Genomic DNA, 19,944 nt, shown 5'->3' on the forward strand with positions numbered 1-19,944 from the left:
CCGTGAATGGCGGATTAGGGGACGTTCTCAATTAATTTCCCCGCCGGGTTGTCGCTTTAAAGCTGTTGCATCATTTTGCGCACGCCGGCCACATGGCGTCGGCTGACGATCAGGGCATCGCCGTTCAGACCTTTGAGAAACAGCTGGAAATGCCCCAGAGGCGTGCGTTGCAGCCGCTCGATGCGTTCGCGGGCAACCAATGCGTTGCGGTGGATGCGAACGAAACGGTCGCCAAATTCGTCTTCGAGGGCCTTGAGTGGTTCGTCGAGCAGCACTTCACCGCCTTCATGACGCAAGGTGACGTACTTGTGGTCGGCGATGAAGTAGACCACCTGACCCAACGGAATCAGTTCGATGCCTTTTCGGGTGCGGGCGCTGATGTGGCTACGCGGACCGCTACCGGTTTCGGCCGCGGGGCGAGTCAAGGCCGCGAGCTGAACGCGATTGGGTCGCTCGGCCTTCTTTAATGCTTCGTGTAACTGTTCTGTGCGCACTGGCTTCACCAGATAACCCACGGCGCTGGCCTGTAGGGCTTCCACGGCAAATTCATCGGGCCCCGTGCAAAACACCACGGCGGGCGGGGTTTCGCGTTCGCACAATCGTGCAGCCACTTGCAGGCCATCGAGACCCGGCATGCGAATATCGAGCAACACGATATCCGGCTTGTGACTGTCGATCAGTGCCAACGCCTCTTCGCCATTCGTAGCGCTGGGCTCCAGGACATTGTATCCCTCGAGTTCGCCGACCATCCGGCTCAGGCGCTCGCGGGCCAAGGGTTCGTCATCGACGATCAGGACATTCATATTGCGCTGGATTCCTGCGTGAGTCTCGCACAAGGATAGCGTAGACAGGTGAAGTGACGTCCGTCACCGCGATCCACGCTAAGACTAGTGCGAGGGCCAAAAAGTGCCGCGAGACCGGCGGCTAAATTTTCATCTGCCGCGTGACTGACGGCCCAGGCCCGCACTGGCGAGGCATCGCCATAGGGTTTGCTGATACACAATATGAACACCCCTCTTCTTTCTGTAGTCAGCTGCAGCCTCGAGAAATGCGCTGATCCTCTGTCCAACTGTAGACGGTTGCCGGGACGATATTGCTCAATTGAAAAATATCGTTGCGCAATTTCCGTATCGCTTGCTTCGAGCAGGGGGTGCACGATGAAAAAAAACCTGTCGACCAGTGTCAGCGACAGGATTGGCAACCCTGTTATTATCCGCATCAGCGTTCCACGCCATCTTTCTTCAAGCCGATACGAGCGAATTCATGAGCACTGACAAGACCAATCAGTCCTGGGGCGGCCGCTTCAGTGAACCCGTCGACGCCTTCGTCGCCCGCTTCACCGCCTCCGTCACTTTCGACCAGCGCCTGTATCGCCACGACATCATGGGCTCGATCGCCCACGCCACCATGCTGGCCAAGGTCGGCGTGCTGACCGATGCCGAGCGTGACAGCATCATCGATGGGCTGAAAACCATCCAGAGTGAAATCGAGGCCGGCCAGTTCGACTGGCGCATTGACCTCGAAGACGTGCACATGAACATCGAGGCGCGTCTGACCGACCGCATCGGCGTGACCGGTAAAAAGTTGCACACCGGTCGCAGCCGTAACGACCAAGTCGCCACTGACATCCGCTTATGGCTGCGTGACGAGATTGACCTGATCCTCAGCGAAATCACCCGTTTGCAACAAGGCTTGCTGGAGCAGGCCGAGCGCGAAGCCGGCAGCATCATGCCGGGCTTCACTCACCTGCAAACCGCGCAGCCGGTGACTTTCGGGCACCATATGCTGGCCTGGTTCGAAATGCTCAGCCGTGACTACGAGCGTCTGGTGGACTGCCGCAAGCGCACCAACCGCATGCCGCTGGGCAGCGCCGCGCTGGCCGGCACCACTTACCCGATCGATCGCGAATACACCGCTCAACTGCTGGGCTTCGACGCGGTCGGCGGCAACTCGCTGGACAACGTGTCCGATCGCGACTTCGCCATCGAGTTCTGCTCGGCCGCGAGCATCGCGATGATGCACTTGTCGCGGTTCTCCGAAGAGTTGGTGTTGTGGACGAGCGCGCAGTTCCAGTTCATCGATCTGCCGGACCGTTTCTGCACCGGCAGCTCGATCATGCCGCAAAAGAAAAACCCGGACGTCCCAGAGCTGGTTCGCGGCAAGACTGGCCGGGTATTCGGCGCGCTGATGGGCCTGCTGACCCTGATGAAAGGCCAGCCACTGGCCTACAACAAGGACAACCAGGAAGACAAGGAACCGCTGTTCGACGCCGCCGACACCCTGCGCGATTCGCTGCGGGCCTTTGCCGACATGATCCCGGCGATCAAGCCCAAGCACGCGATAATGCGCGAAGCGGCTCTGCGCGGTTTCTCCACCGCCACCGACCTGGCTGACTATCTGGTTCGGCGTGGCCTGCCGTTCCGTGATTGCCACGAAATCGTTGGCCACGCGGTGAAGTACGGCGTGGACAGCGGCAAGGACCTGGCGGAAATGAGCCTGGAAGAACTGCGCAAGTTCAGCGACCAGATCGAGCAGGACGTGTTTGCCGTGCTGACCCTGGAAGGCTCGGTGAATGCCCGTGACCACATCGGCGGGACTGCGCCGGCGCAGGTCAAGAAGGCTGTTGCTCGCGGTCAGGCGTTGCTCGCCAGCCGCTAAAAGCTTCGCGGGCAAGTCGGATCGCCGCACCGCTCGCTCCTACAGATTTCGGTGTATGAGCGAGCGGGCGGCGTTCCGACTTGCCCGCGAAGGCATTTTCAAGATCGTTACACGTCTACTTTTTGGACGCGATCATCTCCAGAAACGCAGGCATCGCCGCGTCCTTGTCCTTTGCGATCCGCTGCACATGCGGATTCTGCTCCAGACGCTCCAGTAGCGCCCTGGCCGCCGGCATCTCGGCCAACAGATCGATATCGAACAGTTTCTGCGCCACGGCACGCGCCAACGGCACGCTGTAGAAGAAATACAGATCGGCCACGCTCAGGCTGTCACCTGCCACATAAGGGGCAAACTTGCCGTGTCTGCCCAGCGAGGCAAACCCCAGCAGTAACTCTGCCTTGGTCTTTTCCTGGATAGCCTCCGGCACCGTCATGCCGAAAAACGCCGCGGGGTAACAGGCGCGTCCGGGCAGTTCGATGTACAGCTCGATTTCCTTGGCCAAGGCCAGGACCTGCGCTCGTTCGAAGGGGTCGCTTGGCAGCAGCGGCGTGCCTTTCTGGCTCTGCTCGAGGTACTCGAGAATCACGCTGGTTTCATTGATGAAACCTTGTTCGACGCCCAGCACCGGAACCTTTCCACGCGGGCTGATCGCTAGCGCCTCGGGGGTAGTGCCTGGGTAAAACGGCACCTCTTCAAACGGCAGTCCCTTCTCCAGTAACGCCAGCTTGACCATGCTGTAGTAGTTGCTGACGCAAAATCCATAAAGTTTGAGCATTACATAGCCTCCAGGCCGTGCAGGGGGTTGGCAGCGCCCGTTATAGAACGCCCGGGCACTTCTTGCCAGCAGCATCACAGCGCTGAATGCAGGTAAACTGGCCGCCTTTCCTTGAGGAGCCTGCCATGAGCGAGCAAAACGACATCGACAACGACGAAGAAGCGTTCACCGAAACGACGCTGATCGAAGCGATCGAGAACCAGATCGAAAGCGATAACCCGCCAGCGGCCAAGGCGACCTTCAACAAGCTGACCCTGGTGGGTTACGAGCGTGAAGAAATCCTCAACTTGATGGCCCACGTGCTGGCGGTGGAAATCGACGCGATCCTCGAAGAAGACCGCGCGTTCAACACCCAATGGTACGAAGCGGCGCTGCGCGCTCTGCCAGAATTGCCGCCGGAAAAGAAATAGGCCAGCCCTGTCACGGGGCTTTTGTGGCGAGGGAGCTTGCACCCGTTCGGCTGCGTAGCAGTCGCAAAGCTTTTGGGGCCGCTTCGTGACCCAACGGGAGCAAGCTCCCTCGCCACAGACAAGCCCTTTCGCCATAGAAGCCCGCCTCCACATAGATTGTCACCAATCAATACCGCCTTGCCCCAGACGCTGACTAAACTGGAAACCACCCCAAGGCGAAAAAACCCTGTTACGAGCACTGGACATGCCGCACCAGCGAGTTCACCTTAGGAGCGCTATCGTCTAATTCCTAGAAAGTCTGGAGTCCTTATGTCGCTTACCCCTGAGTTGGTTGCCGAACTGGAAATCCTCGCCCTCTTCAACCTGGACAGTTCCCAGGAAGGTTTGAAAATTCATCAGACCGCTGCCCCGAAAGCCATTGCCGCCGCCCAAAGACTGTTCGACAAAGAATTGATCACCCAGCCCGATGGCGGTTATCTGACTAGCCTGGGTCGTGACGCCGCACAAAATGTGCAAACTGTTCTAACCATTCTGTCCGTACGCGAAACAGCCTGAGTAGCACCGCATCGCCCACGGAAAGCTCTGTTACGGGATTTCCGCGGGCACACTCTGGTGCCCGCCGTCGCCATGTAATAGACATCTGGCGCCTGGAAAATAAAATCAGCTTAAAAGTCCCGGGGCCGAGGCGCTAAACTGCCCCTCATCCCGAGCCCTCCACGTCCGAGCCCCGCGAGCCGGATTGAGCTGACATGACCCGCACCCATGAAATCCGCCCCGATCTGGACGAGGGAATCGACCGCAAGGTTCTCAGCCAGCTGCGCGCCCGTTTTCTGAAGCTCAACGAGGGCCGCATGGCCCGTGCCATGGAAGGGTTATCGACGCGCCAGCAAACGGTTCTGACCCTGCTGCCGCTGTTTTTCCATGTCAATCATCCGCTGTTGCCGGGTTACGTTTCGGGTAGCACCCCGGCCGGACTGTCGAATTTCGAACCTGACGCCAATGCTCTCGCCGAAGCCCAGCGCCTGACCCGCTCGTTTTCCTACAAGCCGCGCCACGGCAGCAATCCGCCGCGACCGATCCACGGTCTGTTCCTGATGGGCAGCCTCGGCACCCTTGCCCAGGCCGACCAGAGCGATATGGATGTATGGGTCTGTCACGGGCCGGACTTGAGCGAAAGCGAGCTCACTGAGCTGCGCAAGAAATGCCAGTTACTTGAAATATGGGCCGCCAGCCAGGGTGCCGAGGCGCATTTTTTCCTGATCGACCCGGCTCGCTTCGTGCTCGGCGAGCGCGATACCCAACTGAGCTCGGAAGACTGTGGCACCACCCAGCACTATCTGCTGCTGGACGAGTTCTACCGCACCGCGATCTGGCTGGTCGGCCGCACACCCATCTGGTGGCTGGTGCCGATTTATGAAGAAGCGGCGTACGACCGCTATACCCACACGCTGTTATCCAAGCGCTTCATCCGTGCCGACGAGACTCTGGACCTGGGGCATCTGGCGCATATCCCACCCGGGGAATTCATCGGTGCGGGGCTCTGGCAATTGTTCAAAGGCATCGAGTCACCGTACAAATCAGTGCTCAAACTGCTGCTGACCGAGGTTTACGCCAGCGAATACCCCAAGGTCCAGTGTCTGAGCCTACGTTTCAAGCAGGCGGTGTTTGCCAATCGACTGGACCTCGACGAACTGGATCCATACGTGGTGGTATACCGGCGAATCGAGGAATACCTCACGGCCCGGGGCGAACCGGAACGGCTGGAGCTGGTACGCCGCGCGCTGTACCTGAAGGTCAATCGCAAACTCACCGGCAGCAGCGGTCGCACTCAGAGCTGGCAGCGCTCGTTGCTCGAACGCCTGGCCCACGAATGGCACTGGGATCAGCGTCAGCTTGCATTGCTCGACAGCCGCAGCCAGTGGAAAGTCCGTCAGGTCAGCGCCGAACGCCGAGCCTTGGTCGGCGAGCTGAATTACAGCTACCGCTTCCTGACGCAGTTTGCCCGCAACGAGCAGACCGTCAGCCTGATCAACAAGCGCGACCTCAATGTGCTGGGTCGGCGGCTGTACGCGGCCTTTGAGCGCAAGGCCGACAAAGTCGAATTCATCAACCCGGGCATCGCCCCCGATCTGGCCGAAGACACCCTGACGCTGGTGCAGGCACCCAACAAGAAAGAGTCGGGGCAAACCCAATGGGGTTTGTACAACGGCAGCCTGGCCGCCCACGAGTGGGAGCATTTCGCGCCGATCAAGCGCAGCCGCCAGCTGCTGGAACTGCTCACCTGGTGCCACCGCAACGGCGTGATCGACAGCAGTACCCGCCTGGCCTTGCACCCCGGCACCAGTGACTTGAGCGAGTTCGAACTGTTCAACCTGCTCGGCAGCCTGCAACAAAGCATCGCCCTGCCCCTGACCACTGTCGCCGAAGAGCCTTTGCTACGCGCCAGTGTGCCGAGTGAAATACTGATTCTGGTGAACGTCGGCGTCGATCCGCTCAGGCACCATCGCGACCTGAACATTCTGATGACCACCGAGCGCACCGACTCCCTGAGCTACGCCGGCGTGCGGGAAAACCTGGTGTTGACCCTGGACCAAGTCACGCTCAATAGCTGGAACGAGGTGCTGGTCAGCCGTTTTGACGGTCCCCACGCCCTGCTCGACTGCCTGCGCGATTACCTCAACAACCTGCCGGACGGGCCACAACAGCCCAAGCTGCGGGTGCGCTGCTTCTGCCACAACCGCGCGCAGTTCATTGCCCGGCGGGTCGAAGAAATTCTCGACACTGCGCAGAACCTGCTGCTGAGCAAACTCAATCATCGTTACCTGATTCAGGTCCAGCAGCATTACCACGTGCTGGAACTGGTGCCCGGGCAGGTCAATCACGTTGCCCTCGCCACCCTGCCGGCGCTGTTCGACTACCTCGGCGAAGAACTGGCGAGCTACAGCCCCTTGCATCTGGACTCGATGGCACTGGAAGACCACGACCTGGCGCTGATCCTGCCCATGGGGCAACCCGACTGCGTTCAGGTGTTCTACCGGATCAGTGAACACCAGGCCGATGTGTATGTACTGGATGAATTCAATGCCTTGTGGCAGCAGCGTTTGCCCTATCACGACGAACAGAGCCTGTTGGTGCCGCTGCAACGCTTCCTGCAATCGATCCAGTACCGGCGCGATGCCTTGCTGCCGATAGACGCCGCCCAGCCACTGAGCCTGGAGACTTTGTATTACCAGTTGTTGCCTTCAGGTCCCGCGCGGGCGCGTCGGGTCGAAGCCCGGCCGACACCGCAAACCCCGCTCAACAAACCGTTCTATGACGTGCAGGCCATCATCGGCAAAGCCGCACCGGGGCAGGTGCAGGTCACCTTGTATTGCAATCAGCGGGAATTTTCCGAGCTGGAACATGGCGATCAATTGTTCAGCGTAGTCGCGGGGGAAATCTTCGAGCAGCGTCGCGAGACAGAACGCTACCGCTGCTACATCACCGACCTGGACCTGTCGGGCCTACTCGGTGATGGTCAGGGTTCAAGCCATCTGTATCTGCGCTACAAGGCCGAGCTGGAGCGCGCATTGAACGAGGCGCTCGAACAGGCCTGAAGGGATGTCATTCCGGGAAGGCGCCGCCATTGGCCGGCTGCGATTCGACTTCCAGCAACGTTAGTTTCAGAGTTTTGCCGCCAGGTGCCGGCCAGTCGATGTGCTGGCCAACCTTCAGGCCGAGCAAGGCACTGCCCACCGGCGCCAGAATGGAAATCCGGCCTTCGTCGGCGTTGGCATCCTTGGGGTAAACCAGGGTCAGGTGATAGTCCTTGCCGCTGCTCTCTTCACGGCAATGCACACGGGAATTCATGGTCACGACATCGGCGGGCACTTCATCGTGACCGACCAGGGTATCGGCGCGATCCAGTTCGGTTTGCAGCGCGATAACGCCCGGCAGCGTGTCATCCAGGCTGTCGATCAGGCGCTCCAGACGTTGTACGTCCAGACGGGTAAGGGTGATGGAAGGTGCGGTCATGATCAGGGCAGACTCCTTTCTTCTGCACGAAAAAAGCAAAACCCCGCCAGAAAAAGGCGGGGTTTTCACGAGCCTCGATGGGTTGAGGCGTCTCCGGACACTATCACAGCTCAATAAATATACAAGTGAGGGGCGATCACGGCCCTGCGCTGACCATTGTGGCGAGGGAGCTTGTCGGAACGCCGCACCGTCCCGCTGGGGCGCGGAGCGGCCCTAAAAACCTTGCGGCTGCTTCGCAACCGAGCGGGAGCAAGCTCCCTCGCCACAAAAGCCCTTAAGCCCTTAAGCCCTTAAGCCCTTAAGCCAAGACTTGGCGTTGGGCAGCCTGCGCACAAATCACTCGCCGTCGTTCATCATCCGCCGAGCGCCATTCGCGAATATCTTCGACATGGCGGAAACACCCCAGGCAGACCTTCTGTTCATTCAGCCGACACACACCGCTGCACGGAGAAGGCACCGCCGGGCTGACATTGCTGTAAAGCGGTTTGGGCGGACGAACGGGCGCAGGTTGGGTCACGATCTCACAGACCTTCGAAATCGAGTTCAACGTCGGCTTGCTGCTTGACGATGCGCTCAAGCATCTCACCAAGCTGCTCTTCACTCTTGTCACACATCCAGCGCTCGCTCTCTGCGTCGTAATCGAAGTGGAAACCGCCGGATGCCGCCGCCAGCCACAGCTGACGCAGCGGTTCCTGACGACTGAAGATCAATTGGCTGCCGTTTTCGAACTTGACGGTGAGCACACCGGCCGAGCTCTCAAGGTCGATATCCAGGCCACTCTCGTCAAAAATATCCTCCAGCGTCTGCTGGGTTGCATCGACCAGGTCGTGAAAACGTGCTTCGGTCAAACTCATTGCGGGAACCTCAAAAAGTGTCTACTCACGCTCAAGCGCCGCAAGATACGGGCGAGCCCCGGCGAATGCAAAGAATAACCACCTGCTCGCGAATGGCCGGTACATTCAACCTATTCGTTGCCTGACACACTGCTTTCGCGAGCAGGCTCGCGTCCACAGGGATTGCACATTACTGACGGGCATCGGCACAAGCCCCGCCGGACGGGAGCCGCGTCGCATAGGCAAGCTGCCGGGTGGCCGGTATACTCCGGCGCAATTAACGCATTTTCAAGGATTTCGCCATGAAGCGCCTGATCTCTTCCCTTGCTGCGCTCCTCGCGGTTGCCTGCCTTGTATCGGCCTGTGGTCAAAAAGGCCCGCTGTACCTGCCTGATGAAAATCAGGACCCTGCAGAGCAAGCCAAATCGTCGCAGCAGACTCCGTCGAAAGCTCACAAGCACGACGTCTACTAAGGGAACGCTATGGACGCTTTTAATTACCGTGACGGCGAGCTGTTCGCGGAAGGGGTTGCCCTGTCCGCCATCGCCGAACGTTTTGGTACACCGACTTATATCTACTCCCGTGCCCACATCGAAGCCCAGTATCTGGCCTACGCCAATGCGCTGGCCGGCATGCCGCACCTGGTCTGCTTTGCGGTCAAGGCCAACTCCAGCCTGGGCGTACTGAATGTCCTGGCGCGTTTGGGCGCCGGCTTCGACATCGTTTCCCGTGGCGAGCTGGAACGTGTACTGGCCGCAGGCGGCAGTGCCGACAAGATCGTGTTCTCCGGCGTCGGCAAGACCCGTGACGACATGCGTCGGGCGCTGGAAGTCGGCGTGCACTGCTTCAACGTCGAGTCCACCGATGAGCTCGAACGTCTGCAAGTGGTGGCCGCCGAGCTGGGCGTTCGCGCGCCGATCTCGTTGCGCGTGAACCCGGACGTCGATGCTGGCACTCACCCGTACATCTCCACCGGTCTCAAGGAAAACAAGTTCGGCATCGCCATTGCCGACGCCGAAGACGTGTACGTCCGTGCCGCACAACTGCCTAACCTGGAAGTGGTCGGCGTCGATTGCCACATCGGTTCGCAACTGACCACCCTGCCGCCATTCATCGACGCCCTCGACCGCCTGCTGGGCCTGGTCGACCGCCTCGGCGATTGCGGCATCTACCTGCGCCACATCGATCTCGGTGGTGGTTTGGGCGTGCGTTATCGTGATGAAGATCCGCCATCGGCTGCCGACTACATCAAAGCCGTGCGCGAGCGTCTCGACGGTCGTGACCTGGCGCTGGTGTTCGAGCCGGGCCGCTTCATCGTCGCCAACGCTGGCGTGCTGCTGACCCAGGTCGAGTACCTCAAGCATACCGAGCACAAAGATTTCGCCATCGTCGACGCGGCCATGAATGACCTGATCCGCCCGGCGCTGTATCAAGCCTGGATGGACGTCACCGCCGTACGCCCGCGCAACAGCGCCGCTCGCGCCTACGACATCGTCGGCCCGATCTGCGAAACCGGCGACTTCCTGGCCAAGGATCGTCAGCTGGCCCTGGAAGAAGGCGACCTGCTGGCCGTGCATTCGGCCGGTGCCTATGGGTTTGTCATGAGTTCCAACTACAACACCCGCGGCCGTGCCGCTGAAGTGTTGGTGGACGGTGATCAGGCATTTGAAGTGCGTCGCCGTGAGACGGTAGCCGAGTTGTTTGCTGGCGAAAGCCTGCTGCCGGAGTAAAACCATGCTGCTGCGTTTTACCAAGATGCACGGCCTGGGCAATGATTTCATGGTCCTCGACCTGGTCAGCCAGCACGCGCACATCCTGCCAAAACACGCCAAGCAATGGGGCGATCGGCACACGGGGATCGGTTTCGACCAGTTGCTGATCGTCGAAGCGCCGAGCAACCCGGACGTGGATTTCCGCTACCGGATCTTCAACGCCGACGGCTCCGAAGTGGAACAGTGCGGCAACGGTGCGCGCTGTTTCGCCCGCTTCGTGCTCGACAAGCGCCTGACCGCCAAGCGGCTGATTCGCGTCGAGACCAAAAGCGGCATCATCGAACTGGACATCCGCAACGATGGCCAGATCAGCGTCAACATGGGCGCCCCGCGCCTGGTGCCGGCCGAGATTCCGTTCCAAGCCCCGAGCCAGGCCCTGAGCTATCAAGTCGACGTCGACGGCACCACGGTCGAACTGGCCGCAGTGTCCATGGGCAACCCCCATGCCGTGTTGCGGGTCAGCGACATCAACAATGCACCGGTGCATGAACTGGGGCCGAAAATCGAGCATCACCCGCGCTTCCCGGCGCGAGTCAATGTCGGTTTTCTCCAGATCATCGACCGCAATCGCGCACAGTTACGCGTTTGGGAACGTGGCGCCGGGGAAACCCAAGCTTGCGGAACCGGCGCCTGTGCTGCCGCAGTGGCCGCGATCAGCCAGGGGTGGATGGATTCGCCGCTATTGATCGACCTGCCCGGCGGGCGTCTGTCCATAGAATGGGCAGGCCCTGGCCAACCGGTCATGATGACCGGCCCGGCAGTACGCGTATACGAAGGACAAGTGCGTCTTTGAGTGAGCGAAATCCATGACCGACAAGCCCCAGGTTCCCGTCCTGCAGCCCGACGAATCGCCTTCCGAAAGCCTTGAGGCGGCAGCGATTGCCGCGTATCTGGAGGCTCATCCGGATTTCTTCATCGAACACGAAGAACTGCTCCCGGCGCTACGCATTCCGCACCAGCGCGGCGACACCATTTCGCTGGTCGAGCGCCAGATGACCATCCTGCGCGACCGCAACATCGAGTTGCGTCATCGTCTCTCGCACTTGATGGACGTGGCCCGCGACAACGATCGACTGTTCGACAAGACCCGCCGCCTGATTCTGGCGCTGATGGACGCCACCAGCCTGGAAGACGTGGTGATCGCCGTCGAAGACAGCTTGCGGCAAGACTTCCAGGTGCCCTTCGTCAGCCTGATCCTGCTGGGCGACAACCCAATGCCGGTAGGCCGTTGGGTGACGCATGCCGAGGCGCAAACAGCCATCGGCGGCTTGCTCTCGGAAGACAAAAGCGTCAGCGGCAGCCTGCGCGAGCATGAACTGGATTTCCTGTTCGGCGAAGAACAGCGCAAACAGATCGGCTCCACTGCCGTCGTCGCTATCAGCCACCAGGGCATCCACGGCGTCCTGGCCATCGCCAGCCGTGATCCACAGCACTACAAGAGTTCGGTGGGCACGCTGTTCCTGAGTTACATCGCTGAAGTCATGGGCCGCGTGTTGCCACGGGTCAACAGCTCCCTGCGCTCGGTACGCTGACCATGGAACGACAACTCGACGCTTACTGCGAACACCTGCGCAGTGAGCGGCAGGTGTCGCCACACACGCTGAACGCCTACCGCCGCGACCTCGACAAAGTACTGGGCTGGTGCGTCAAACAGAACATCGACAGCTGGGCAGCGCTGGACATCCAGCGCCTGCGCAGCCTGATCGCTCGCCTGCATGCTCAAGGCCAATCGTCCCGCAGCCTGGCGCGATTGCTGTCGGCAGTGCGCGGGCTCTATCACTATCTGAACCGCGAAGGTCTGTGCGATCACGACCCGGCCAATGGCCTGGCACCGCCCAAGGGCGAACGTCGCCTGCCGAAGACCCTCGACACCGATCGCGCGCTACAACTGCTTGAGGGTGCGGTAGAGGATGATTTTCTCGCGCGTCGGGATCAGGCGATTCTGGAACTGTTCTATTCCTCCGGCCTGCGCCTCTCCGAACTGACCGGGCTCAACCTTGATCAGCTGGACCTGGCTGACGGCATGGTCCAGGTGCTCGGCAAGGGCAGCAAGACTCGACTGTTACCAGTGGGCAAAAAGGCTCGCGAAGCGCTGGAGTTGTGGCTGCCACTGCGAGCCATGACCAACCCGGCGGACGACGCGGTGTTTGTCAGCCAGCAAGGCCGGCGCCTCGGCCCTCGGGCGATTCAGGTGCGGGTCAAGGCTGCCGGCGAACGCGAGCTAGGGCAGAACCTGCACCCGCACATGCTACGACACTCCTTCGCCAGCCATTTGCTGGAGTCCTCTCAGGACTTGCGGGCGGTGCAGGAACTGCTCGGCCACTCAGACATCAAGACCACCCAGATCTATACCCACCTGGACTTCCAGCACCTGGCGACGGTCTACGACAGCGCCCATCCACGGGCCAAACGCATTAAAGGCGATGATTCATGACCCTCCAATTGATCACCTTCGACCTCGACGACACCCTGTGGGACACCGCCCCGGTGATTGCCAGTGCCGAAGTCGTATTGCGTGAATGGCTGACCGGGCATGCACCGAACCTGGGCGCGGTGCCGGTGGAGCATCTGTGGTCGATTCGCGAGCGAGTGCTAAGCAACGAACCGAGCCTAAAACACCGCATCAGTGCCCTGCGTCGGCAGGTGTTGTTCCATGCGCTGGAAGAAGCCGGTTACGGACATACCGAAGCGTTCGACCTGGCTGATCAGGGTTTCGAAGTGTTTCTGCATGCACGGCACCAACTGGATATCTTCCCGGAGGTGCAACCGACCCTGGAAATTCTGGCCAATCACTATGCGCTTGGTGTGGTGACCAACGGCAATGCCGATGTGCGTCGATTGGGGCTGGCGGATTACTTCAAGTTTGCCCTGTGCGCCGAAGACATCGGCATCGCCAAGCCCGATGTGCGACTGTTTCATGAAGCACTGCGCCGGGGCGGCGCGACCGCCGAGACCGCCGTGCATATCGGTGATCATCCCGGCGATGACATTGCCGGCGCCCAGCAGGCGGGGCTGCGGGCAATCTGGTTTAACCCGGCAGCCAAAGTGTGGGAAGCCGAGAAGGCGCCGGATGCAGAGATTCGCAGTTTGACCGAGTTGCCGGGGTTGTTGGCGCGGTGGAATTCGGTTTCGTAACGGCTTCGAGATCGCCTTCACGGGCAAGTCGGCCCACTTATCTTCACCCATGAAAAAGCCCGCAGCGACGGCGGGCTTTTTCAGCAAGCAGGAAGCAGGCGCTTAGATAGGCCGGCTGCCGTACTTGTTATCAGGCTTCTTGGGAGGATCGGCGACCACATTGGCCTCCACTTCCTGCACCTTGCCGCCCCGTGCAAGAAACTCTTCCATGGCCTTGGCCAGGGCATCGCGTTCCTTGTTCTTGGCTTCGACGCTCGGCAGTTCATCGACCGATACCGCAGCCTTGGCTTTGCCTTTGGCAGTCGGAACGGGCGTATCACCGCCGTCATCTTCAGCAACGTCTTCTGCCGCTGCTTCAAGGCCTTCTTCGGTTTCGTCTTCGTCGCCTACTTCGAGGTCGTCGTTTTCCAGATCATCGTCGCTCATGTTCTACCTCATGACTTGCGAAAAGCAGATTAGTTATAGCCCAGCTTTGCCGTCTGTCGACGGCTGCCGGAAAAAAATCAACCACCGCTGGTAACCAGCGGTTTTATGCCCCTTCACCGTGCACGGTGGCGAGGACTTTACGGGCACCGCCATGATCACGGTGCTCGCCCAGATAAACACCTTGCCAGGTCCCCAACGCCAGTCGGCCCGCCGAGATCGGCAAACTGAGCTGACAGCCAAGCACGCTGGCCTTGAAATGCGCCGGGAGGTCGTCCAGGCCTTCGTCGTTATGCTCATAGCCGTCTGTTCCTTGTGGGATCAGACGATTGAAAAATCGTTCGAAGTCGCGACGTACCGCCGGATCGGCGTTCTCGTTGATGGTCAACGAGGCCGAGGTATGCTGTAGCCACAAATGCAACAGACCGACCCGACACGCTTTGAGTTCAGGCAAGCCGGCGAGTAATTCGTCCGTTACCAGATGAAACCCTCGGGGCCGTGCTCGCAAGGTGATCAGAGTCTGTTGCCACATACTGTTCTCCGCACGTTCGGGGCGCATTCTAGCGCGCTCTGGAAAAAAACAAAGGCCCTAATATTCCTTCAATCGTGTAAGCCATTGGCCGCAGAAAAACGCCCGTCGCAAACGCGACTGAACGTGTCAGAAAAAACCTTTCAGCCCTTCCTTCACTGACAAATCCCGGACAAAAAAATGCCCGGCAAGCCGGGCAAATTTTTCATGCGCGTGCTTACAAGTTGTAGCCGCGTTCGTTGTGAAGCGCCAGATCGATGCCGACAGCTTCTTCTTCCTCGGTGACACGCAGACCCATGACAGCGTCCAGGACCTTGAGGATGATGAACGTGACGATCGCGGTGTAGATCACCGTGAAGCCCACGCCTTTGCACTGAATCCAGACTTGTGCACCGATGTCGGTCACGGTGCCGAAGCCACCGAGTGCCGGTGCCGCGAACACACCGGTCAGGATCGCGCCGAGGATACCGCCGATACCATGCACGCCGAAGGCATCCAGGGAGTCGTCATAACCGAGTTTGCGTTTCAGGGTGGTTGCGCAGAAGAAGCACACCACGCCCGCCGCCAGACCGATCACCAAGGCGCCCATCGGGCCCACGGTGCCTGCCGCCGGCGTGATTGCAACCAGACCGGCCACCACACCCGAAGCAATACCCAGTGCGCTTGGTTTGCCGTGGGTGATCCACTCGGCAAACATCCAGCCCAGCGCCGCAGCAGCGGTGGCGATCTGGGTGACCAGCATCGCCATGCCGGCAGTGCCGTTGGCGGCGGCGGCGGAACCGGCGTTGAAGCCGAACCAGCCGATCCACAGCATCGCGGCGCCCATCAGGGTGTAGCCGAGGTTATGCGGGGCCATCGGAGTGGTCGGGAAGCCTTTACGCTTGCCCAATACCAGGCAGGCAATCAAACCGGCCACACCGGCGTTGATGTGCACCACGGTGCCGCCGGCGAAGTCGAGCACGCCCCAGTCCCACATCAGGCCGCCGTTGCCAGACCAGACCATGTGCGCGATCGGTGCATAAACCAGAGTGAACCAGATGCCCATGAAGATCAGCATGGCGGAGAACTTCATCCGCTCGGCGAAAGCACCGACGATCAACGCTGGGGTGATGATGGCAAAAGTCATCTGGAAGGTAATGAAGACCGCCTCAGGGAACAGCGCCGCGGGGCCGGTCAGGCTCGAAGGCGTGACACCGGCGAGGAACGCCTTGCCCATGCCGCCGAAGAACGAGTTGAAGTTGACGACGCCCTGCTCCATGCCGGTGGTGTCGAACGCAATGCTGTAGCCATAAATGACCCACAGAATGCTGATCAGACCGGTAATGGCGAAACACTGCATCATCACGGAAAGAATGTTTTTCGAACGAACCATGCCGCCGTAGAACAGCGCGAGTCCGGGAATGGTCATGAACAGCACAAGGGCTGTCGAGGTCATCATCCAGGCGGTATCGCCGGAATTGAGGACAGGGGCCGCCACTTCGTCTGCCGCCATGGCCAGGCCGGGCATGACGAGGGACAACAGGGCTCCTAGCCCTGCGAATTTACGCAGAGTCATATTGTTTTCTCCTGGGGCGTTGGGTTTGTGGCGGCTTAGATGGCGTCGGTATCGGTTTCGCCGGTACGGATGCGAATCGCCTGTTCCAGATTGACCACGAAGATCTTGCCGTCACCGATCTTGCCGGTGTTGGCGGCCTTGGTTATCGCCTCGATAACCCGGTCCAGATCCTTGTCGTCAATGGCGACATCGATCTTCACCTTGGGCAGAAAATCGACCACGTACTCCGCGCCGCGATACAGCTCGGTGTGACCCTTCTGCCGACCGAAGCCTTTGACTTCAGTAACGGTAATGCCCTGCACGCCGATCTCGGACAACGATTCGCGCACGTCGTCCAGTTTGAACGGCTTGATGATGGCAGTGACTAGCTTCATGAAAACTCTCTCCCGAATTGGTGGACTTGCCCCAGGAAAACAAACCCGACTCAAGTCTAAGCGCAGTGCCTGGCTTTGTAACGCATCGTCGGCCTTACCTGCCCGTCCGACGCCAGCGAACCACTCCGCACGAAACTTCCCCCGTTCCGCTTGGCGCACTGCATTCGTCACAGCGACTGCATCAGTGCATGGGTCACCAGCGACTAAGCAGAAAGCTTGCCATCTATCCAAAACCCATTGATTTCAAGCCCTTGGCTACCGCCGCCAACTCTTTCACGCCATTGACGCAACGGATACGCACAATAACAGTGCGCCACCGTCCATCCCTATGCGCGAAAAGCGTGCATCGCAGCTGCCGAGATTGACTATAGACACTGCGTGATACACTGCCCGCCATTGTTGACAGGACATTTCCCATGCTCGCGCCCAAAGACTTCCTCGACGCCCTGAGCGGCACCGCCTCCCGCCTCTTCAGCGGCGACACCCCACTGCCAAAAAGCGAAATCGAAAGCCAGTTCAAGGCGCTGTTGCAGAGCGGCTTCAGCAAGCTGGATCTGGTGAGTCGGGAGGAGTTTGATAGCCAGATGGTTGTGCTGGCACGGACCCGGGCACGGTTGGAGAGCCTTGAGGCAAAAGTGGCTGAGCTGGAAGCCAGACTCACCCCGCCTGGCGATTAACTGATCGCTGCGCGCGCGGGAGCGATCGTTGAAGTTTCGGCGCACGAGTTGCACAAGATTTGTGTTTAAGAAAGTTTCCCAATTTAACCCCCCCAGCCAATACAGCGGATCAGTCATCGGGCACTCAGTGGTCGTGGGTGATCGCCGCTGTGAGCGCCGTGGAATCTCAAAAAGAAAAAAGTGGAGCTTAAATGACGTTACCTGAAGATTTTTCCACTGAGAGATATTTAGAGCTGCACCCAGATGTCCGCCAGGCAAGACTTGATCCGGCACTGCATTACTTGAACTACGGTGTGGCTGAAGGGCGGGCTTACAAGGGGGACTCTCGTTACGTCGTGCAGAAAGAATACAATCCGCTGCACCCGAAGATCGACGGCACTTATCAATACGACAGTCTGGCCTCCAAACACAATCATGACTTCATGATTGATCCCGCCTTCATGGCGGCCTATGGTCGTGGCGTCGTCGCTGCAGGCGGTGATTACAAATGGTTCTGGCGCGTCCACCTGGGGCTTTGGGCCGCCAGGTCCGCCGCAAAATACACCGGTGACTTCGTCGAGTGCGGCGTTAATCGTGGCTTCCTGAGCTCCGCGATCATGCATGACCTGGATTGGAACAACACCGGCAGAACCTTTTATCTTTTGGACACGTTTGCCGGTCTTGATGAACGCTACTTGTCAGATGACGAAAAATCGGCGGGCGCCTTCGATCGTAATCTCCGCGAAATTGACTCGGGCTTCTACACAACCAATCTCGACTCCGTGAAACAAAACTTTGCAGAGTGGCCCAATGCAAAAATCATTCAGGGCAGCATTCCGGATACTCTTTCCCAGATTGACTCAGACCGAATCGCGTTTTTGCATATCGACTTGAACTGCACTATTCCAGAAGTAGCGGCCCTTGATTACTTGTGGGATCGTCTGGTGCCGGGTGCATTTGTCCTCCTGGATGATTACGCCTACTTCGGCTATCAACCGCAAAAGGAAGGCATGGATGAATGGGCTGCGAAAAACGATATATCGATCGCCAGTTTACCGACCGGCCAAGGCCTGCTGATCAAACCTTGAATTAACTGAAAGGCCCGTGATCCGTTCAAAAGAACCGCCTGTACTGGCGGTTTTTTTGCGCCTGAAATCTGATTTCGGGCACTCGCAACATCTTGCGAAGGTTTGGCCTATCGACCGCACCGCCAAAACGCCAACCCACGACTACCCTTCAAAAAACCGCAGGAAGCGGTTCTTTCAGCTCAAGGAACGATCATGTCTCTGTCTATCGTCCACAGCCGTGCCCAGGTTGGTGTCGAAGCGCCTGCCGTCACCGTCGAGGTCCATCTGGCCAACGGCTTGCCATCATTGACGATGGTCGGGCTGCCCGAAGCCGCCGTGAAGGAAAGCAAGGACCGGGTACGCAGCGCGATCATCAATTCAGGTCTGCAATTTCCGGCACGGCGTATCACCTTGAATCTCGCCCCGGCCGATTTACCAAAGGACGGCGGACGGTTCGATCTGGCGATTGCCCTGGGGATTCTCTCGGCCAGCGTGCAGGTGCCAACGTTGACGCTGGATGACGTGGAGTGCCTGGGTGAGTTGGCGCTTTCGGGTGCGGTTCGGGCCGTCCGTGGTGTGTTGCCCGCTGCGCTGGCGGCGCGCAAAGCCGGACGCACGCTGGTGGTGCCGCGAGCGAATGCCGAGGAGGCCTGTCTGGCTTCAGGGCTGAAGGTGATTGCGGTGGATCATTTGCTGGAGGCGGTCGCGCATTTCAATGGCCACACGCCCATCGCGCCCTATGCTTCCAATGGTTTGCTCTACGCCAACAAACCCTACCCCGATTTGAATGAAGTGCAGGGGCAACTCGCGGCCAAGCGCGCGTTGCTGATTGCGGCCGCGGGGGCTCATAACTTGCTGTTCAGCGGACCGCCGGGGACGGGGAAAACGTTATTGGCGAGTCGTTTGCCGGGGCTGCTACCGCCATTGATCGAGAGCGAGGCGTTGGAAGTGGCGGCGATTCAATCGGTCGCCAGCTGTGTGCCGTTGAGCCATTGGCCGCAACGACCGTTTCGCCAACCTCATCACTCTGCCTCCGGCCCGGCACTGGTAGGCGGCGGCTCGAAACCGCAACCCGGCGAAATCACCCTCGCCCACCATGGCGTGCTATTCCTCGATGAACTCCCGGAATTTGATCGCAAGGTATTGGAGGTACTGAGAGAGCCACTGGAATCCGGCCATATTGTGATTTCCCGCGCCAAGGACCGCGTACGCTTCCCGGCGCGCTTTCAACTGGTCGCCGCGATGAATCCCTGCCCCTGTGGATATCTTGGCGAGCCAAGTGGCCGTTGTTCCTGTACGCCGGACATGGTTCAGCGCTATCGCAACAAGTTGTCCGGGCCCTTGCTGGACCGCATTGACCTGCATCTAACCGTAGCCCGGGAAAGCACGGCGCTGAACCCGATCAAAACCGGTGACGACACAGCCAGCGCTTCTGCCCTGGTCGCCCAGGCCAGGGAGCGCCAGCAACAACGCCAGGGCTGCGCCAACGCCTTTCTCGACCTGCCAGGGCTGCGCCAGCATTGCGCGTTATCCAAAGCAGATGAAGGCTGGCTGGAAAGCGCCTGCGAGCGACTAACCCTTTCGCTTCGTGCCGCTCACCGCCTACTGAAAGTCGCCCGTACCCTGGCAGATCTGGAACAAGTAGACGCTATCGGTCGCAGCCACGTCGCCGAAGCACTGCAGTATCGGCCATCCGCATCCAGCTAGAAACTCAACAGATTGGCATCGAGTGCGCCCGGTCGT

At 59.6% G+C, this 19,944-nt stretch carries 22 protein-coding genes; 13 read left to right on the forward strand and 9 right to left on the reverse strand.

Translation table 11 applies throughout. The features are described 5' to 3' along the window. Positions 1 to 56: 56 nt before the first annotated feature. Positions 57 to 803, reverse strand: a complete 747-nt coding sequence (locus LOY56_RS25615; RefSeq protein WP_007899317.1) for a LytTR family DNA-binding domain-containing protein — start codon at positions 801 to 803, stop codon at positions 57 to 59. A gap of 460 nt (positions 804 to 1,263) precedes the next feature. Here LOY56_RS25615 and argH point away from each other — a divergent pair, with 460 nt between their 5' ends. After that, a complete protein-coding gene (gene argH / locus LOY56_RS25620; RefSeq protein ID WP_258618097.1) occupies positions 1,264 to 2,658 on the forward strand; it encodes an argininosuccinate lyase in 1,395 nt (464 codons plus the stop codon). Positions 2,659 to 2,773: 115 nt separating this feature from the next. Here argH and LOY56_RS25625 read toward each other — a convergent pair whose 3' ends face one another. Then, on the reverse strand, positions 2,774 to 3,433 hold the full coding sequence (locus LOY56_RS25625; RefSeq protein ID WP_258618106.1) for a glutathione S-transferase family protein: 660 nt from the start codon (positions 3,431 to 3,433) through the stop codon (positions 2,774 to 2,776). 125 nt (positions 3,434 to 3,558) lie between these two features. Here LOY56_RS25625 and LOY56_RS25630 point away from each other — a divergent pair, with 125 nt between their 5' ends. The 3 genes from LOY56_RS25630 to LOY56_RS25640 all read left to right on the forward strand — a co-directional run bounded on the left by LOY56_RS25630 (position 3,559) and on the right by LOY56_RS25640 (position 7,439). Continuing rightward, on the forward strand, positions 3,559 to 3,843 hold the full coding sequence (locus LOY56_RS25630) for a hypothetical protein (RefSeq protein ID WP_258618107.1): 285 nt from the start codon (positions 3,559 to 3,561) through the stop codon (positions 3,841 to 3,843). Positions 3,844 to 4,152: 309 nt separating this feature from the next. After that, positions 4,153 to 4,398 (forward strand): TIGR02647 family protein, encoded by a 246-nt coding sequence (locus LOY56_RS25635; protein WP_007894898.1) that lies wholly within the window; start codon positions 4,153 to 4,155, stop codon positions 4,396 to 4,398. A 194-nt stretch (positions 4,399 to 4,592) separates the two neighbouring features. Further along, positions 4,593 to 7,439 (forward strand): class I adenylate cyclase, encoded by a 2,847-nt coding sequence (locus LOY56_RS25640; protein WP_258618108.1) that lies wholly within the window; start codon positions 4,593 to 4,595, stop codon positions 7,437 to 7,439. Between the two features lie 7 nt (positions 7,440 to 7,446). Here LOY56_RS25640 and rnk read toward each other — a convergent pair whose 3' ends face one another. The 3 genes from rnk to cyaY all read right to left on the reverse strand — a co-directional run bounded on the left by rnk (position 7,447) and on the right by cyaY (position 8,711). Next, positions 7,447 to 7,857, reverse strand: coding sequence for a nucleoside diphosphate kinase regulator (gene rnk / locus LOY56_RS25645; protein ID WP_008076120.1), 411 nt, complete (start codon positions 7,855 to 7,857; stop codon positions 7,447 to 7,449). 298 nt (positions 7,858 to 8,155) lie between these two features. Further along, a complete protein-coding gene (locus LOY56_RS25650; protein ID WP_258618109.1) occupies positions 8,156 to 8,374 on the reverse strand; it encodes a DUF1289 domain-containing protein in 219 nt (72 codons plus the stop codon). A 4-nt stretch (positions 8,375 to 8,378) separates the two neighbouring features. Beyond that, on the reverse strand, positions 8,379 to 8,711 hold the full coding sequence (cyaY, locus tag LOY56_RS25655) for an iron donor protein CyaY (protein WP_258618119.1): 333 nt from the start codon (positions 8,709 to 8,711) through the stop codon (positions 8,379 to 8,381). Between the two features lie 281 nt (positions 8,712 to 8,992). Here cyaY and lptM point away from each other — a divergent pair, with 281 nt between their 5' ends. The 6 genes from lptM to LOY56_RS25685 are packed head-to-tail and all read left to right on the forward strand — an operon-like array spanning position 8,993 to position 13,597. Continuing rightward, complete coding sequence (gene lptM / locus LOY56_RS25660) at positions 8,993 to 9,163, forward strand: LPS translocon maturation chaperone LptM (RefSeq protein ID WP_258618122.1); 171 nt, start codon at positions 8,993 to 8,995, stop codon at positions 9,161 to 9,163. Positions 9,164 to 9,172: 9 nt separating this feature from the next. After that, entirely contained in the window at positions 9,173 to 10,420 is a 1,248-nt protein-coding gene (gene lysA, locus LOY56_RS25665) for a diaminopimelate decarboxylase (RefSeq protein WP_258618125.1), read from the forward strand. Positions 10,421 to 10,424: 4 nt separating this feature from the next. After that, positions 10,425 to 11,255: a diaminopimelate epimerase gene (dapF, locus tag LOY56_RS25670; protein WP_258618129.1), complete on the forward strand. Its 831-nt coding sequence runs from the start codon at positions 10,425 to 10,427 to the stop codon at positions 11,253 to 11,255. 13 nt (positions 11,256 to 11,268) lie between these two features. Continuing rightward, complete coding sequence (locus LOY56_RS25675) at positions 11,269 to 11,994, forward strand: DUF484 family protein (RefSeq protein ID WP_258618131.1); 726 nt, start codon at positions 11,269 to 11,271, stop codon at positions 11,992 to 11,994. 2 nt (positions 11,995 to 11,996) lie between these two features. After that, complete coding sequence (gene xerC, locus LOY56_RS25680) at positions 11,997 to 12,896, forward strand: tyrosine recombinase XerC (protein WP_258618133.1); 900 nt, start codon at positions 11,997 to 11,999, stop codon at positions 12,894 to 12,896. Continuing rightward, the gene (locus LOY56_RS25685; RefSeq protein ID WP_258618135.1) at positions 12,893 to 13,597 is read left to right on the forward strand and encodes an HAD family hydrolase; all 705 of its coding nucleotides are present in this window, start codon (positions 12,893 to 12,895) and stop codon (positions 13,595 to 13,597) included. The genes xerC and LOY56_RS25685 overlap by 4 nt, the downstream gene beginning before the upstream one ends. 102 nt (positions 13,598 to 13,699) lie before the next feature. On the opposite strand, the gene sutA is transcribed toward LOY56_RS25685, so the two are convergent. The 4 genes from sutA to glnK form a co-directional block, all read right to left on the reverse strand. Further along, positions 13,700 to 14,023, reverse strand: coding sequence for a transcriptional regulator SutA (gene sutA / locus LOY56_RS25690; RefSeq protein ID WP_030129119.1), 324 nt, complete (start codon positions 14,021 to 14,023; stop codon positions 13,700 to 13,702). A 103-nt stretch (positions 14,024 to 14,126) separates the two neighbouring features. Next, entirely contained in the window at positions 14,127 to 14,552 is a 426-nt protein-coding gene (locus LOY56_RS25695; protein ID WP_007989493.1) for a secondary thiamine-phosphate synthase enzyme YjbQ, read from the reverse strand. Positions 14,553 to 14,766: 214 nt separating this feature from the next. Next, positions 14,767 to 16,104 carry an ammonium transporter gene (locus LOY56_RS25700; protein ID WP_038980776.1) on the reverse strand — a complete coding sequence of 446 codons (1,338 nt, stop codon included), beginning with the start codon at positions 16,102 to 16,104 and terminating at the stop codon, positions 14,767 to 14,769. Between the two features lie 35 nt (positions 16,105 to 16,139). Then, positions 16,140 to 16,478, reverse strand: a complete 339-nt coding sequence (gene glnK / locus LOY56_RS25705) for a P-II family nitrogen regulator (protein ID WP_002555808.1) — start codon at positions 16,476 to 16,478, stop codon at positions 16,140 to 16,142. 416 nt (positions 16,479 to 16,894) lie between these two features. Between glnK and LOY56_RS25710 the strand changes: the two genes are divergently transcribed. The 3 genes from LOY56_RS25710 (at position 16,895) to LOY56_RS25720 (ending at position 19,908) form a co-directional block, all read left to right on the forward strand. Then, on the forward strand, positions 16,895 to 17,155 hold the full coding sequence (locus LOY56_RS25710) for an accessory factor UbiK family protein (protein ID WP_258618138.1): 261 nt from the start codon (positions 16,895 to 16,897) through the stop codon (positions 17,153 to 17,155). A gap of 191 nt (positions 17,156 to 17,346) precedes the next feature. Next, positions 17,347 to 18,222: a TylF/MycF family methyltransferase gene (locus LOY56_RS25715; RefSeq protein ID WP_258618139.1), complete on the forward strand. Its 876-nt coding sequence runs from the start codon at positions 17,347 to 17,349 to the stop codon at positions 18,220 to 18,222. 192 nt (positions 18,223 to 18,414) lie between these two features. Continuing rightward, on the forward strand, positions 18,415 to 19,908 hold the full coding sequence (locus LOY56_RS25720; protein WP_258618140.1) for a YifB family Mg chelatase-like AAA ATPase: 1,494 nt from the start codon (positions 18,415 to 18,417) through the stop codon (positions 19,906 to 19,908). Positions 19,909 to 19,944: the final 36 nt, after the last annotated feature.

The organism is Pseudomonas sp. B21-048 (assembly GCF_024748615.1).
In the GTDB taxonomy this organism is placed as follows: domain Bacteria; phylum Pseudomonadota; class Gammaproteobacteria; order Pseudomonadales; family Pseudomonadaceae; genus Aquipseudomonas.